This window comes from Vibrio sp. 10N.247.310.23 (genome assembly GCF_041467155.1).
GTDB classification, from domain to species: domain Bacteria; phylum Pseudomonadota; class Gammaproteobacteria; order Enterobacterales; family Vibrionaceae; genus Vibrio; species Vibrio crassostreae_C.
This window is the reverse complement of sequence record NZ_JBFSTZ010000001.1, coordinates 4,322-18,876: the sequence shown is the minus strand read 5'-3', so window position 1 is coordinate 18,876 and position 14,555 is coordinate 4,322. Positions and strand designations below refer to the sequence as shown.

The window sequence follows — 14,555 nt, the reverse complement described above, 5'->3', positions numbered from 1 at the left end:
ATCACTCCTCCTTGAATTGAGGTGGCTATCACTCTTCGTCTTGAGATTTCTGTTGAGCTTTACGCTCTTTATGAAGCTCAAGTTCGTTAACTGGTGGTGGCGGAACCTGTAAAAAGAAACCATCGGTATTCAGTGATTCTTTCACTTTTTCGATGTTTACTTGAGCCAGTTTACGGCCATCCATTTTAATTACCATTACAAAACTAGGTTTACCAAACATTTGCATCAATGCGTCAGGAACTTGTGAAAAATCATCCTTCTTAGGGATATAAAGGTATGTTCCTTCTTTCTTTGAGCTTTTATATATAGAACACAGCATGACAAACCTTTTAATTGATTATGACTACAAAACTCTCACTTGCGAGATCAATAGTTTATGTTAGGGAAATATTGGGAACAAAACGTCCATTTGACAACAAGATTACTTGCTGTGCTTGGTTTGGGAATATAACATGATAAACCTAGTTTCAGGCAATGCCCTTTATTTTATTGATAAAGAAATTGTACCCATTCGCTATTGAGGTCCTGTAGTTTTTCGATGTCTAGTAACCCAGATCTAAAAGGTAGCAGTTTTACGCTATCTGTATTGCACTTATCCGATGATCAAGTCGAAAATGCAGTGTCTTTTCTTCAAGAGAAGGTAGACCAAGCACCTACGTTTTTCGCTGCCGCACCTGTTGTTATCAACATCAGTAAAGTCGCGGGCGATATCGATTTTGTGCAACTTAAAAATGGTATATCTCAAGCGGGCATGATCCCGGTTGGTGTGGCAGGCTGTTCTGATAAGCGAATGCAAAACCTCGCTAAAGAAGCCGGTTTTGCAGTGATGACGGCAAGCAAGTCGCCATCTCAAGCTCCAGCGAAAATGGCACCAATCAAAGTGATTAGAACCCCTATTCGTTCTGGTCAGCAGGTTTATGCGAAAGATGGCGATCTATTGATACTCAGCCATGTGAGTGCAGGCGCGGAAGTGATTGCCGATGGCAGCATCCATATTCATGGCACTTTACGCGGCCGTGCGATTGCAGGTGCAAGTGGTCAAACTGAAGCAAAAATAATTTGTAATGATTTACAAGCCGAGCTGGTTTCCATTGCAGGAAATTACTGGCTCAGCGATCAAATTGAAAGCGAGTACTGGCAGAAGAAAACCATGTTCAGTATGGCAAACGATGTATTACACGTTGATGTCCTCGCAATATAAGAGAAATAAAAGGAAAACAGAATGGCACGCATTATCGTTGTAACGTCAGGTAAAGGCGGGGTAGGCAAAACGACCTCCAGTGCAGCTATTGCCTCGGGTCTGGCTTTAAAAGGAAAGAAAACCGCAGTTATCGACTTTGATATCGGTCTGCGTAACCTAGATTTAATCATGGGTTGTGAGCGTCGTGTTGTGTACGACTTCGTTAATGTTATCAATGGTGAAGCGACGCTGAACCAAGCGATGATCAAAGACAAGCGCACAGAGAACCTGTTCATTCTTCCTGCTTCTCAAACTCGTGATAAAGACGCACTAACAAAAGATGGTGTTCGTCGTGTATTTGATGAACTGGATGAAATGGGCTTTGATTTCATCATCTGTGATTCTCCTGCGGGTATCGAACAAGGCGCTCTTATGGCGTTGTACTTCGCTGATGAAGCGATTGTAACCACCAACCCAGAAGTCTCTTCAGTACGCGATTCAGACCGTATTCTAGGTATTCTTGACTCTAAATCTCGTCGTTCTGAAGACGGCTTAGAGCCAGTGAAAACACACCTTCTATTGACTCGCTACAACCCAGCACGTGTAACTCAAGGTGAGATGCTCAGTGTTGAAGACGTTGAAGAAATCCTGCACATCTCTCTACTGGGTGTAATTCCAGAGAGCCAAGCGGTACTGAACGCATCGAACAAGGGTGTTCCAGTTATCTTTGACGAAGCAACCGACGCAGGTATGGCTTACAATGATACTGTAGAGCGACTACTGGGTAGCCAAGTTGACTTCCGCTTCTTAACGGAACAGAAGAAAGGCATCTTCAAACGACTGTTCGGGGGCTAATGCACAATGTCATTATTAGAGTTTTTTAGACCACAGAAAAAGACAACCGCAAACCTAGCCAAAGAACGTTTGCAGATCATTGTTGCCGAACGACGCAGCCATGACGACCCAGCGCCGTCTTACCTGCCGCAACTAAAAGAAGACATCTTGAAGTGTATTGCCAAGTACGTTGAGGTCGATCCATCAATGGTTGATCTGACTTTTGAACACAAAGATGACGACATCTCAGTGTTAGAGTTGAATGTTAAGCTTCCAGAAGAAGATCGATAATCTTTCTGAACAAGATTGGCAGGTAATACACTTGCTTGTATTGATTGAATAAAAAAGAGAGCCTAGGCTCTCTTTTTTGTATGTGCAGTTTATAACTGTAACTAAGTTAGGCTTTAAAGCAGCAAGCGGTTATTTGATCGCTTTACTCAGCTTTTCGCCAACCACATCTAAACGCCAGCCTTGCATAACATCAGGCAGCTTTTCTGGGTTACGATCGTGCTTCCACACCCAGCTTAACATTTGGTTAAGTTGCTTCTTCGATGCCAAGAATTCCGTCGCCAAACCACTGTGTTGTGATGCTGTTTTCACTTCATCTTTCAGCACTTTGAAGAGTTGCTTGTAGCCAGGGAAGTCCATTAGACGTTCTACTGGTGCTGGGTACTCTTCTTCTGGTGTATGTTCCGCTAACTTTACGATTGAGCTGATCTTCGCACCATGGCGACGCACAGAGCGGTAATCAAAACCCTCTTGCTCCATGTGCTTGGGATCTTTCATCGCAAAACGCGCCACAGCCCATAGGTCTTGTTCTTTGAAGACAAAGTTCAGCGCTAAATCGCGCTTGATTGCTTCTTTTAGACGCCAAGTTGCTAGAGGTCGTAAGATCGCTAATTGCTTAGGTTTAAGCTGCCACGCCCCTTTAATATCAAGGTAGGCTGTATCTGGGTTTACTTTACGAATGCGCTTGGCAACTTGTAAATCAGACTCTTGCTGAGCCGCTTCCCACCAGCCAGCTTCCATCACTTTTTCTAGAAGCTTGTTGTACATTGGCATTAGGTAATGCACGTCTGCTGCTGCGTAGTCCAATTGTTTTTGAGAAAGCGGACGCGCTAGCCAGTCTGTGCGAGATTCACTCTTATCGAGATCGACACCGACAAACTCTGAAACCAGAGCAGCAAAGCCCGTTGATAAACCATGACCTAAGAAAGCCGCCATGATCTGTGTATCAACCATTGGTGTTGGTGTACAGCCAAATGCGTTCTGGAACACTTCCAAATCTTCACCGCACGCGTGCAGCACTTTCAATACTGATGCGTCTTTCAACAAGGTAACGAACGGTGTCATGTCATCAAGAGCAATAGGGTCAATCAGTGACAGCGTTTCACCATCAAATAACTGAATCAAGCCTAATTGAGGGTAATAGGTTCTAGTACGAACGAACTCCGTATCAAGCATAACGACATCGGCTTCACGTGCTTGTTGGCAAACTCGCTCAAGGTCTTTCAATTGGGTAATGATTTGATAATCCACAAAAACTCTCACAGGTTTCTATTTGATCGCCGGATACAAAAATGCCGACATTAACTGTCGGCATTCTAACACCATTTTTCAGCGCTCGCTTAGATTAAGCGCCTCAATGGTTTTGGTGCAGTACTTTCGCGCAAACGGGCTAATTATTCGCTAGCGCGTTTCGCAAGTTCTGCATCGTTTTCTTCACGCAGTACGCGGCGTAAGATCTTACCTACGTTAGTCTTTGGAAGATCATCTCTGAACTCGACTAATTTAGGGATTTTGTAACCCGTTAAGTGCTCACGACAGTGCGCGATAATGTCTTCTTTGGTCAGGCTAGGGTCACGCTTCACAACGTAGATCTTAACCAGCTCACCAGACACCTCATGAGGTTGGCCGATAGCCGCAACTTCTAACACTTTGCCATGCAGAGCCACAACATCTTCAATCTCGTTCGGGTAAACGTTGAAGCCTGACACTAGAATCATGTCTTTCTTACGGTCTACGATGTACAACAAGCCTTCGTCATCAAACTTAACGATATCACCAGTCGATAACCAACCATCTTGGTCGATCACTTCTTTGGTCGCTTCTGGACGTTGCCAGTAGCCTTGCATCACTTGAGGGCCACGAACCTGCAATTCACCCACTTGGTCATTACCAACCACTTTACCTTCATCATCAACAATACGAACTTCTGTTGATGGTACTGGTAGGCCGATTGCACCTGTGTAGTCTTTCAGATCGTATGGGTTACCTGTGACCAAAGGAGCACATTCGGTTAAACCATAGCCTTCAAGTAGGTGGACACCTGTCGCTTTCTTCCATTGCTCAGCAACAGCGCGTTGAACCGCCATACCACCGCCAACAGATAAACGCATGTTACTGAAGTCCAATTCGTGGAAATCTTCGTTATTCACGAGCGCATTGAACAAGGTGTTTACGCCAGTAATCGCGGTAAACGGAACCTTTTGCAGCTCTTTAATAAAGCCAGGAATGTCACGAGGGTTAGTAATCAGAAGGTTACGGCCACCCATCTCAACAAACAATAAGCAGTTCACGGTAAGAGCAAATACATGGTAAAGCGGCAATGCCGTTACCACCAATTCACGGCCTTCTTGCAGAACAGGGCTATATGCCCCTTTCGCTTGCAGTACGTTCGCAATCATATTGCGGTGCGTTAGGATTGCGCCCTTCGCTACGCCCGTTGTACCACCTGTGTACTGTAGGAATGCGATGTCATCACCTGCCATAAATGGCTTCACGTACTGTAGGCGACGGCCTTTATGCAGTGCTTTTCGAAATGAGATAGCACCCGGCAGATCGTACTTAGGCACCATGCCTTTTACGTATTTCACTACGAAGTCGACAATCGTACCTTTCGCTCGTGGCAGCATTTGCCCCAAGCTGGTTAGCACAACGTGTTTAACCGGAGTTTTATCAACGACTTTCTCTAGCGTGCTCGCAAAGTTAGAAACGATAACAATCGCCTTTGCGCCAGAGTCATTCAATTGATGTTCAAGTTCACGAGGCGTGTACAGTGGGTTGACGTTCACTGCAATCATACCTGCACGCAGTACACCAAAGAGTGCAATTGGGTATTGCAGCAGGTTTGGCATCATCAGCGCGACACGATCGCCTTTCTTCAGTTTTAGATCATTCTGCAGGTAAGCAGCAAAAGCACGACTGCGCTCTTCAAGCTTACGGAATGTCATGATAGACCCCATGTTCTCGAATGCTGGTTGGTCCGCGTACTTCTGTACCGACTGTTCAAACATTTCTACAAGAGATGGGTACTGATCTGGGTTGATCGTTTCTGGTACGTCACTTGGATAACGTGAAAGCCAAGGTTTATCCACGATGTTACTCCTCGTTTATCAGCTGACGACTGCTTCGCCGCTTTTTATCATTGCGGTATTACAGCACAGCTTTAGTGCATGAGCACTAAAAGGCTCAAACACTTGTTTAAATTTTGTTAACTACACCAAGAATTAGCTCTGAAACTAACTCTGGGCTCTCTAAGTGACAATGATGTCCGCCAGGAACAGTCTCTATATGCAGAGGACTATGCACTGATTTGTAGCGATTATGCTGCAAATGTCGGAATCCACCATTCCCTAGGATTATTAATTGAGGGCATTCAATAGCCGCCATAATCGCTTCAGCGTGCGCCTGTGACATTCGATATAACGAGTCACATTTTAGATTAGGGTCGCATCGCCATTGCCAAGAGTTCTCGAACTCGACAATACCTCGCTCAACAATAGGAGCGATTAATTCAGCATTAATTTGGTTGGCGTGAGCTCTCAGCTTAATAGCATCCTCAAGGCTTGCCAAAGGACGTGAAGGCTTTCTTCGCTGTCGAAGACGACTGAGTACCCCATCCCTCAAGCGAGAGACTGTTTCGTGGGGAGCTTCAGAAAGAGGTCCGTGACCTTCAATTTGAATTAATCCTGACACCTTTTCAGGAAAGGCGGCACTATAGCAACTTGCTATCAATGCACCAAGTGAATGTCCTACCAGTACCAGTCTGTTTGGCGATAATTTAGTCACCAACTGATGCAAGTCATCAATATAATCATGAAATGGGTAGTAACTTCCCGATTTGTGCGACGAGAAGCCGTGTCCGAAGAGATCGATAGCAACAAGGTGAGCATTGGGCGCAAACTTGGCGACTTGCTGCATAACCGGATTAAAGCTGGACGAATTATCCAACCACCCATGAATAAAAACGACCGTCGTTGCGGTCGTTTGTGGGTTGCCAATCTGTTGTGTTGCAAGCGTCCCGCTAGCAAGGGAGTATGACTTTTCAATCATCAAACACTTAGTTCCATCTGTTTGCGCAATCAACGTCTAAAAAGTTAATTACTCTACGTCCTGTATCACTCGACCTTGTCTTGGCATCGTTTGAAAACTGCGACAATGTAAACTTCTGCACGAGTAGTAGGTTGGTGCAAAATCGTTAACAACAACACGCTCAGTGATGTTCCACAGTCGTTGGTTGTCCACTTTCATCACAGGGAAGATGTAAGGGTATTCCCCTATTTTCCCATCTTCACTTCCGCTTGACTGACCAACCAGTGTAATCAGACGGCCTTCTGCAAAACTTAGAGGCTCAACATACCCTTCAATATAACCAACAAAACGTCCGCTTGGCTCTGCGTCTAGGTCTGGCTTACCGCTACTCGAAATCGGCATATTAGCAACTTCGATTCGAGTCTTATCTTTCAAGTTGGTTACTTTAGAGATAACGCCACCCAATCGAACACTTTTCGCCTCCGGTAGTTGGTCGACCCACTGTTGGTAATCACTAATTACAGGCTCTGATTTTGCTTCAAGTTCGCTAGGAAGTGATGAACACCCGGCAAGTACCAAGACACCAAGAGAAAGGGCTATTAAGCGTAATTTAGAGAGATAATTTGACATGGTTCTGGTCCTTAAACAGGCATTAATAAGAAGCTCTAGATGTAGATATCGACACCGATAAGCTTTGCAAGTTCTTCTTTCTTCGCCTGATTCATTACATCCATATACTCTTCCATAGCCTTACGTCCTCGGCCTTCTGGAAGATCATACTGGATTTGAGCCTTGTGTAGTTCAGACTCTTTAACTTGACGAATAGAGTGAGAAACAGCATTAGCGACCTTAGTCGGTTGCCCAACCGCAGTGCTAGCATCAGATTTTTTTGCCTGCTCCTTCTTTTTAATTCGATTCGGCTTAGACGTGCTGCCTATCGAAGAAGGAGGTAAGTTGTTAATTGATACCATGACTAAATATCTGCCCTCTCAAATCTAAATAATACGCATTTAGACCTAATTTGCATCAGAACCTTGTAAAAATTATTCGCGACCTGGCAGTTTCTTCCAAGTCACTTTGTCACGAAGATAAACTGGCTCAGATTCTTCTGCTGCAACCGCTTTACCTTCTGCGTAAGCAAATTGAGCAAGGAACGCCATATCTTGAGCTTCTGGGAATAGCACTTCACACGCTTTGGTGTTGATCGCAAGTGTATCCATATGCTCGGCATAAGCTTCCCAGCCGGTACCGACTTTCGCCCATATTTCAGAATCTGCTTCTAACTGCGCAGCCAGTTCACTTGGTGGCGTTACACATTCGGCATCAACCGCAGTCCAACGACCATCTTGTTCGCGGCTGTAACGAGCCCAGTACACTTCGCTCATACGCGCATCAATCGCTGTTGCTACATGAGTTTCACCAAATTTACGGTAGCTGCCTTGCGCCATCGCTGCCAGTGTAGAGACACCAATCATTGGTAAATCCGCACCAAAAGCCAAGCCCTGAGCAATACCAATACCAATACGCACACCCGTGAAACTGCCTGGGCCTTGGCCAAACGCGATAGCATCGATATCGGTTAAAGCGACATTCGCTTCTTTCAGTACTTCATCCACCATAGGTAGAATTTTCTTCGTATGGTCTCGAGGAGCCTCTTCGCTACGTGCGAACACCTGGTCACCAATTACTAATGCAACTGAACAGTTTTCAGTTGCGGTATCTACTGCAAGAATTTTCGCGCTCATTTGTGTCTCAAATATTCGTTATCTAATCTAAAAATAATGGCTAAACTCAACAATGCCAATTACTCAGCAGCGGTTGAATGGTCTTTAGCTAAGAATTCTTTAATGACCCCTAAGTCACGTGTACGAGGGATAGGCGGTAAACTCGCCAAAAATATGCCACCGTAATCGCGAGTCACCAATCGGTTATCGCAAATAATCAAAGCACCATTATCGCGCTTGTCACGTATCAATCGGCCGACACCTTGTTTCAAGGTAATCACAGCGTCTGGCAACTGTACTTGTGCAAAAGGATCACCCCCTTTTAGCTTACAGTCCTCGATTCGAGCCTTAAGTAAAGGGTCATCAGGGGCTGTAAAGGGCAATTTATCGATGATAACACAGCTTAATGCGTCGCCCCTAACATCTATCCCCTCCCAGAAAGCACCTGTAGCCACCAGCAATGCGTTACCTAATTCCATGAATTCGGCTAAGGTTTTTTGCTTACTTGTCTCACCTTGCAATAGAACGGGAACCGAGAGGGTTTCACGGAATCGCTCCCCCAACTCTTTCATCATGCTGTGTGAAGTACACAAGAAGAAACAGCGGCCTTGGTTTTGCTCAATCACAGGAGTCAGCATTCTTACTAGCTTATCCGCGAGACCGGGGCTATTCGGTTCTGGAAGATAACGAGGCACACACAAGCGCGCTTGATTCGGATAATCAAACGGGCTCGGCAGTGAAAACTGTGCCGACGGTTTTAACCCTAATCGAGAAGTAAAGTGTTCGAAATCATCCGACACCGCCAAGGTTGCTGAGGTAAACACCCATGCGCCCGGCTTCAGCTCAATCTGTTCGTGGAATTTATCGGCAACCGAAAGAGGCGTGATGTGCAGAGCAAAGTGGCGCGGTGTAGTGTCATACCAATACGAATAGCCAGTGATCGACACATCGCACACACGTTCGATACGCGACTTAATCATATTTGCGCGTTCGAAAGCGGTATCTAACAGCTGGCTTCGCCCAAGTGCTAACTTCAATACATCAACAGCAAGTTGCAGAGCATCTTGCAAACGAACTAACTCGCGTGCAATCGACTCGGATTTCAAAGCTTCGCGCCAGTTACCACGAAAGCCGGTATCACCAAGCACAATACGCAGATCGGCTGACGATTGAACGAGCCTATCCCCTACTTTCTGTAGCTGACGCATGTCTTTGGCTTCAGTTCGGTAAGCAATTTCAATGTCTTTGGCTAACTCTTGGATCTGTCGACTGGAAACCGATTGTCCGAAGTACTGGCTGGCGATGTCAGGAAGTTGATGTGCTTCATCGAAAATAAACACGTCAGCTTCAGGTATCAATTCGCCAAATCCGGTTTCTTTGATCGCCAAATCAGCTAGGAAAAGGTGGTGGTTTACGACCACCACATCGGAATCCATCGCTTTTTTACGCGCTTTAAGCACAAAGCAATCGGTATAGCTAGGGCACTCTTTACCCAAGCAATTATCATTGGTCGAGGTAATGGTTGGAATAACCGGGCTGTCTTCAGCGATATCATCACAATCGCCTAAATCACCCGTTTGAGTGGATGACGACCAACTACGAACTTTGACTAACTGAGCCAGCAGCGTTGGATCGGTATGAGCACCATGACTCTCGATCATTTGGCGGCTGAGTCTGTCCAAACACAAATAGTTTGAACGTCCTTTGAGCAACGCAACTTGACCATAAAAGCCAAGCGCATCGACCATCAAGGGTAAATCTCGGTGAAACAGCTGCTCTTGAAGGTTTTTAGACCCCGTACTAATGATGGTTTTCTTGCCACTAAGCAGCGCAGGCACTAGGTAAGCAAACGTCTTACCAGTACCTGTTCCAGCCTCAACAACCAACTGGCTTTGATTTTCAATAGCTTGTGAAACCGCTTCAGCCATGTCTAACTGAGCTTGTCTTGGTTGAAACCCAGGGATAGCTTTGCCCAGAGCGCCATCAGCAGAAAACGTTTTAGATATCATAGAGTACGAAGTTTAGAAAAAGAGAAGGAGAATTATGGCAGGTTTAGTGAGCCGGCGCGAATCAAGAATGACTTCGCACCGGAGGTGTTTGGCTTGGCTTGACGTGGCTTAAGTTACCTTGAAGGTAAGAATTGAAGAAGTAGGAATTAGAGAATCGTTTTTATTTTCGACTGAGATAACGTGATAGCCAAGGAGCACCTTCAAAATGGTTATCACCAGGCTGTATGGCTTTCGCTGCATCGGTTGGTGAGGTCTTACTTTCCCACATTTCATCTAGAACATGACCATCTAATTCGGTACCTCTCGCCAATGAATTCACTCGCTTGCAGTACAGTTTTTTGGCTAGTAACTCTTTATCCATAAGTATCACCTCTATTTTTGGCCAAGGCGTAAATGCCTCGGTTGAAGTTCAAATGCGTACTACGGTCAAAACTTTTAAAAATGAAGCTTCTGCCTGTTTTTCTATCTAAAAACTGATATTTCTATATCAAACAATTTATCAAAGCGATAAATCAGCAGCAGAATTTGTTGAAACCAACTTGATAATAGATTAATTATAACGGTGATATTGCGGCTCAGTTCACCGTTCGACGGCCTGCATTAAATTTGAAGAATCCCTATTTCATATAATAAGTGCAACATTTCATGGAAGTAAGATGCAAATGGAAAGAAAAACTTTACTAACACATTGTACTGATGCCCCGGGCCTCATCTCTAAGATCACCAATATTTGTTATAAGCACCAACTCAATATTATTCACAACAATGAGTTCGTAGATAACACAAGTGGCCACTTCTTTATGCGCACCGAGCTTGAAGGCTATTTCAATGACGAAACCTTACTTGCCGATTTAGATCAAGCCCTGCCACCAAATACGAAACGTAAGCTTGTTGATTCGTCTCGCAAGCGTGTTGTGATACTCGTGACCAAGGAAGCACACTGCCTTGGCGACATTCTAATGAAGAACTTCGATGGCAGCTTAGACGTTGAAATTGCGGCCGTTGTCGGTAACTACGACATTCTACAAAGCCTAACCGAGCGTTTTGACATCCCTTACCACCATGTTTCTCACGAAGGGCTAAACCGTGAAGAACATGAGAAGAAGATGCTAGAAGTGATTGACCAGTACGAGGCGGATTACCTTGTTTTGGCTAAGTACATGCGAGTGCTGACACCAGGTTTTGTTGAAAAATACCACCACAAGATCATCAATATCCACCACAGCTTCTTGCCAGCATTTATTGGCGCGAAGCCATACCAACAAGCGTATGAGCGCGGCGTGAAGATCATTGGCGCAACGGCACACTTTGTGACGAATGATTTGGATGAAGGTCCAATCATCAAGCAAGATGTTATCCCTGTGGATCACAACTTCAGCGCGAAAGACATGGCACAAGCCGGTCGTGACGTAGAGAAGAATGTATTAAGTAAGGCGTTAAACAAGGTGATCAATGATCATGTGTTTGTTTACGGCAACAAGACTGTAATTCTGTAAATCGGATATTCGATTTCCGGTAAGACTTCCAGTTAGAACCCAATAAAAAACGCGCAATAGGGAAAGCCCATCGCGCGTTTTTTGTATCTGATGATCAGACTCGCTTTGAGAGATTCCCGACTACGCTCCTTCGTCGCTATCGGGAATGACGAACTCGGTGATGAACCTTCGAGCTATAGGCTCTAACATACGCTCTCGAACGCTCAGTCTGTCACTATCCAAAGATAGACTCTGGAAAATTTCATCGAACACCCCGTCATTCCGACGAGCCAAGGCGAGATCAGGAATCTCTTTCCTAGCAACTCTCTATTCAAATTAAGCCTGTTCTGATTCCACAATCTTCTTCAAAGAGTGTGGATGCAGCTTGATGCAAATCCCTTGATGTTTAAAAGCCACTGTTGGGTTATTCAAGCGTTCACCCTCGCCTTTCGGGCTAGAGAGTTTGATCTTAACGCCTTGCTCACCCAGCGTTTCAAAGTTAGCAGCGAACTGCGGGTAAGTTTCTTTAAGATCCGCTAGATACTCATCAGCTGTTTGGGCATGAGAAGGAATCACAAACTCTACATGTTCCCAATCTTGGCTTGGGTAAATCTTACCTTCTGCTGGATATGGCAGCTCCAAACATTCAATTTTCCAGCCAAGGCTTTGCAAGGGTTCATCGAAAGCCAACACCACAATTGGACGACCATTAATCATCGCCTCAGAAATCATAGAGCCGTACTCAGACCACGCTTGATGGGCAGATTTCGCTAGCTCAGTGTCATTGATTCGCAGCGCAATATGATCCGCTTGAGCAAAGCTTAAATCCAAACCTAATGTATTTCCTAGGCTCTCGATTTTTGCCATAAAAGTATCAAGGCGGGCGATCATTTGTTGTGGTTCTAGTTCAGCTTGCTTCAGGCTCATCATCATTGTCTGTGTTCTCCAAATAATGGCTGCATGTTATCAGTTTTGCCTTTTGCAACAAGCGTTGCTTTTACAAAAAACACTCAATAACTATGTTCTTTTCGCTCCTTAAACATGCAAACGCGTCTTGCTAAAAGTCGATTGTCAAAAACCACTCAGGAAATGTTAATTTTCTATCAATTCGACCTATAAGAAACCGCACAAAATTGGTATGATTACCGCCATTTCTGTGAACTTAAACAGAGTCTGCTGCTGATTTTGGCATTAAATCGTTAACTAGAAGCATAATTAACCAATTTAATGACCAAGAATTAACGGCCACTCTTATCATCCTTGAATTGAAGGAAACGCGTGTGAATATCCAAGCACTTATTAATGACAAAGTATCTCAGGCTCTAGAAGCCGCTGGCGCACCTGCAGGCTCTCCTGCTGCTGTTCGTCAATCTGCAAAACCACAGTTTGGTGACTACCAAGCAAACGGCGTTATGGGCGTTGCTAAACGACTAGGCACTAACCCACGAGAATTTGCTCAAAAAGTATTGGACGTTCTAAACCTAGACGGTATCGCGTCTAAAGTTGAAATCGCAGGTCCGGGTTTCCTAAACATCTTCCTAGATGAAGCTTTCCTAGCCAAACAAGCAGACGCAGCATTGGCTGACTCTCGCCTTGGTGTTGCCGTTGCTGAAACGCAAACTATTGTTGCGGATTACTCTGCGCCAAACGTTGCTAAAGAAATGCACGTTGGTCACCTACGTTCAACTATCATCGGTGATGCAGTAGTTCGTACTCTAGAATTTCTAGGCCACAACGTTATCCGCGCTAACCACATCGGTGACTGGGGTACTCAATTCGGTATGCTTATCGCAAACCTTGAGCGCGTTCAGGCTGAGTCTGGTGAAGTTTCAATGGAACTTGCTGACCTTGAAGGCTTCTACCGTGAATCTAAAAAGCTCTACGATGAAGACGAAGAGTTCGCAGTTAAAGCACGTGGCTACGTTGTTAAACTGCAAAGCGGCGACGAGTTCTGCGCAGAGATGTGGAAGAAGCTTGTTGACGTAACAATGATTCAAAACCAACGCAACTACGATCGTCTAAACGTGTCTCTAACACGTGATGACGTAATGGGCGAAAGCATGTACAACCACATGCTTCCAACTATTGTTGCGGACCTGAAAGAGCAAGGTCTTGCTAAAGAAGATGACGGCGCACAAGTTGTATTCCTAGACGAATACAAAAACAAAGATGGTGACCCAATGGGCGTTATCATCCAGAAACGCGACGGCGGCTTCCTTTACACAACCACTGATATTGCTTGTGCAAAATACCGTTTTGAAGAACTAGGCGCAGACCGCGTTCTTTACTTCATCGACTCACGTCAACACCAGCACCTAATGCAAGCTTGGACTATCGTTCGTAAAGCAGGTTACATCCCAGAATCTGTTTCTCTTGAGCACCACGCATTCGGCATGATGCTAGGTAAAGACGGTAAACCATTCAAGACTCGTGCAGGCGGTACTGTTCGTCTTGCTGATCTTCTTGATGAAGCCGAAGTTCGTGCAGCGCAGCTAATCGAATCTAAGAACCCAGAACTAGCAGAAGACGAGAAGAAAGCGATCGCGAACACTGTTGCTATGGCAGCGGTTAAGTACGCAGACCTTTCTAAGCACCGCACTACTGACTACGTGTTCGATTGGGACAACATGCTTGCATTCGAAGGCAACACAGCACCATACATGCAGTACGCATACACTCGTGTTGCTTCTGTATTTGCTAAAGCTGGCATTTCTATGGACTCGCTTGAAGGTGAAATCAAAATCACTGAAGAGAAAGAGAAAGCGCTTATCGCGAAACTTCTACAGTTTGAAGAAGCAGTACAGTCTGTTGCTCGTGAAGGTCAACCACACATCATGTGTAGCTACCTATTCGAACTAGCTGGTCAATTCTCTAGCTTCTACGAAGCTTGCCCTATCCTAGTTGCTGAAGACAAAGCTGTTAAGCAGAGCCGTCTGAAGCTTGCTGCACTAACAGCGAAGACGATCAAGCAAGGTCTATCGCTTCTAGGTATCGACACTCTAGAGCGCATGTAAGCGAT

15 protein-coding genes are annotated in these 14,555 nt (G+C 45.1%); 5 read left to right on the top strand and 10 right to left on the bottom strand.

What is annotated here, in order from left to right; translation table 11 throughout:
• Positions 1 to 28: 28 nt before the first annotated feature.
• A complete protein-coding gene (locus tag AB6D93_RS00100; RefSeq protein ID WP_017062372.1) occupies positions 29 to 319 on the bottom strand; it encodes a YcgL domain-containing protein in 291 nt (96 codons plus the stop codon).
• A gap of 219 nt (positions 320 to 538) precedes the next feature.
• Between AB6D93_RS00100 and minC the strand changes: the two genes are divergently transcribed.
• The 3 genes from minC to minE are packed head-to-tail and all read left to right on the top strand — an operon-like array spanning position 539 to position 2,305.
• Positions 539 to 1,201: a septum site-determining protein MinC gene (minC, locus tag AB6D93_RS00095; protein ID WP_017063419.1), complete on the top strand. Its 663-nt coding sequence runs from the start codon at positions 539 to 541 to the stop codon at positions 1,199 to 1,201.
• Positions 1,202 to 1,222: 21 nt separating this feature from the next.
• Positions 1,223 to 2,035, top strand: a complete 813-nt coding sequence (minD, locus tag AB6D93_RS00090) for a septum site-determining protein MinD (protein ID WP_009848498.1) — start codon at positions 1,223 to 1,225, stop codon at positions 2,033 to 2,035.
• Between the two features lie 6 nt (positions 2,036 to 2,041).
• Positions 2,042 to 2,305, top strand: a complete 264-nt coding sequence (gene minE / locus AB6D93_RS00085; protein ID WP_010436847.1) for a cell division topological specificity factor MinE — start codon at positions 2,042 to 2,044, stop codon at positions 2,303 to 2,305.
• Positions 2,306 to 2,434: 129 nt separating this feature from the next.
• Here the strand turns inward: minE and rnd are convergent, their stop codons facing one another.
• The 8 genes from rnd to AB6D93_RS00045 all read right to left on the bottom strand — a co-directional run bounded on the left by rnd (position 2,435) and on the right by AB6D93_RS00045 (position 10,422).
• A complete protein-coding gene (gene rnd, locus AB6D93_RS00080) occupies positions 2,435 to 3,553 on the bottom strand; it encodes a ribonuclease D (RefSeq protein WP_017062374.1) in 1,119 nt (372 codons plus the stop codon).
• 143 nt (positions 3,554 to 3,696) lie between these two features.
• The gene (fadD, locus tag AB6D93_RS00075; RefSeq protein WP_102332535.1) at positions 3,697 to 5,391 is read right to left on the bottom strand and encodes a long-chain-fatty-acid--CoA ligase FadD; all 1,695 of its coding nucleotides are present in this window, start codon (positions 5,389 to 5,391) and stop codon (positions 3,697 to 3,699) included.
• A gap of 106 nt (positions 5,392 to 5,497) precedes the next feature.
• Positions 5,498 to 6,349, bottom strand: a complete 852-nt coding sequence (locus AB6D93_RS00070; RefSeq protein ID WP_102332536.1) for an alpha/beta fold hydrolase — start codon at positions 6,347 to 6,349, stop codon at positions 5,498 to 5,500.
• Positions 6,350 to 6,397: 48 nt separating this feature from the next.
• Positions 6,398 to 6,958 (bottom strand): Slp family lipoprotein, encoded by a 561-nt coding sequence (locus AB6D93_RS00065; RefSeq protein WP_017067373.1) that lies wholly within the window; start codon positions 6,956 to 6,958, stop codon positions 6,398 to 6,400.
• A gap of 35 nt (positions 6,959 to 6,993) precedes the next feature.
• Positions 6,994 to 7,299: a hypothetical protein gene (locus AB6D93_RS00060; protein ID WP_017062378.1), complete on the bottom strand. Its 306-nt coding sequence runs from the start codon at positions 7,297 to 7,299 to the stop codon at positions 6,994 to 6,996.
• A 72-nt stretch (positions 7,300 to 7,371) separates the two neighbouring features.
• A complete protein-coding gene (tsaB, locus tag AB6D93_RS00055; RefSeq protein ID WP_017062379.1) occupies positions 7,372 to 8,073 on the bottom strand; it encodes a tRNA (adenosine(37)-N6)-threonylcarbamoyltransferase complex dimerization subunit type 1 TsaB in 702 nt (233 codons plus the stop codon).
• 59 nt (positions 8,074 to 8,132) lie between these two features.
• Positions 8,133 to 10,061, bottom strand: a complete 1,929-nt coding sequence (locus tag AB6D93_RS00050) for an ATP-dependent DNA helicase (protein WP_017063417.1) — start codon at positions 10,059 to 10,061, stop codon at positions 8,133 to 8,135.
• 160 nt (positions 10,062 to 10,221) lie between these two features.
• A complete protein-coding gene (locus AB6D93_RS00045) occupies positions 10,222 to 10,422 on the bottom strand; it encodes a hypothetical protein (protein WP_017062381.1) in 201 nt (66 codons plus the stop codon).
• Between the two features lie 301 nt (positions 10,423 to 10,723).
• Here AB6D93_RS00045 and purU point away from each other — a divergent pair, with 301 nt between their 5' ends.
• Entirely contained in the window at positions 10,724 to 11,557 is an 834-nt protein-coding gene (purU, locus tag AB6D93_RS00040) for a formyltetrahydrofolate deformylase (RefSeq protein WP_029235131.1), read from the top strand.
• A 315-nt stretch (positions 11,558 to 11,872) separates the two neighbouring features.
• Here the strand turns inward: purU and AB6D93_RS00035 are convergent, their stop codons facing one another.
• The gene (locus tag AB6D93_RS00035) at positions 11,873 to 12,469 is read right to left on the bottom strand and encodes a VOC family protein (RefSeq protein ID WP_017070298.1); all 597 of its coding nucleotides are present in this window, start codon (positions 12,467 to 12,469) and stop codon (positions 11,873 to 11,875) included.
• A 347-nt stretch (positions 12,470 to 12,816) separates the two neighbouring features.
• Here AB6D93_RS00035 and argS point away from each other — a divergent pair, with 347 nt between their 5' ends.
• On the top strand, positions 12,817 to 14,550 hold the full coding sequence (gene argS, locus AB6D93_RS00030) for an arginine--tRNA ligase (RefSeq protein ID WP_017070297.1): 1,734 nt from the start codon (positions 12,817 to 12,819) through the stop codon (positions 14,548 to 14,550).
• Positions 14,551 to 14,555: the final 5 nt, after the last annotated feature.

Excerpts from the sequence above, each read along its gene's own strand:
- AB6D93_RS00035 (WP_017070298.1), bottom strand. The coding sequence starts at position 12,469 with ATGATGATGAGCCTGAAGCAAGCTGAACTAGAACCACAACAAATGATC.
- AB6D93_RS00070 (WP_102332536.1), bottom strand. The coding sequence starts at position 6,349 with ATGATTGAAAAGTCATACTCCCTTGCTAGCGGGACGCTTGCAACACAA.
- tsaB (WP_017062379.1), bottom strand. The coding sequence starts at position 8,073 with ATGAGCGCGAAAATTCTTGCAGTAGATACCGCAACTGAAAACTGTTCA.
- AB6D93_RS00065 (WP_017067373.1), bottom strand. The coding sequence starts at position 6,958 with ATGTCAAATTATCTCTCTAAATTACGCTTAATAGCCCTTTCTCTTGGT.
- AB6D93_RS00045 (WP_017062381.1), bottom strand. The coding sequence starts at position 10,422 with ATGGATAAAGAGTTACTAGCCAAAAAACTGTACTGCAAGCGAGTGAAT.
- AB6D93_RS00100 (WP_017062372.1), bottom strand. The coding sequence starts at position 319 with ATGCTGTGTTCTATATATAAAAGCTCAAAGAAAGAAGGAACATACCTT.
- minD (WP_009848498.1), top strand. The coding sequence starts at position 1,223 with ATGGCACGCATTATCGTTGTAACGTCAGGTAAAGGCGGGGTAGGCAAA.
- minC (WP_017063419.1), top strand. The coding sequence starts at position 539 with ATGTCTAGTAACCCAGATCTAAAAGGTAGCAGTTTTACGCTATCTGTA.
- AB6D93_RS00060 (WP_017062378.1), bottom strand. The coding sequence starts at position 7,299 with ATGGTATCAATTAACAACTTACCTCCTTCTTCGATAGGCAGCACGTCT.
- purU (WP_029235131.1), top strand. The coding sequence starts at position 10,724 with ATGGAAAGAAAAACTTTACTAACACATTGTACTGATGCCCCGGGCCTC.
- AB6D93_RS00050 (WP_017063417.1), bottom strand. The coding sequence starts at position 10,061 with ATGATATCTAAAACGTTTTCTGCTGATGGCGCTCTGGGCAAAGCTATC.
- minE (WP_010436847.1), top strand. The coding sequence starts at position 2,042 with ATGTCATTATTAGAGTTTTTTAGACCACAGAAAAAGACAACCGCAAAC.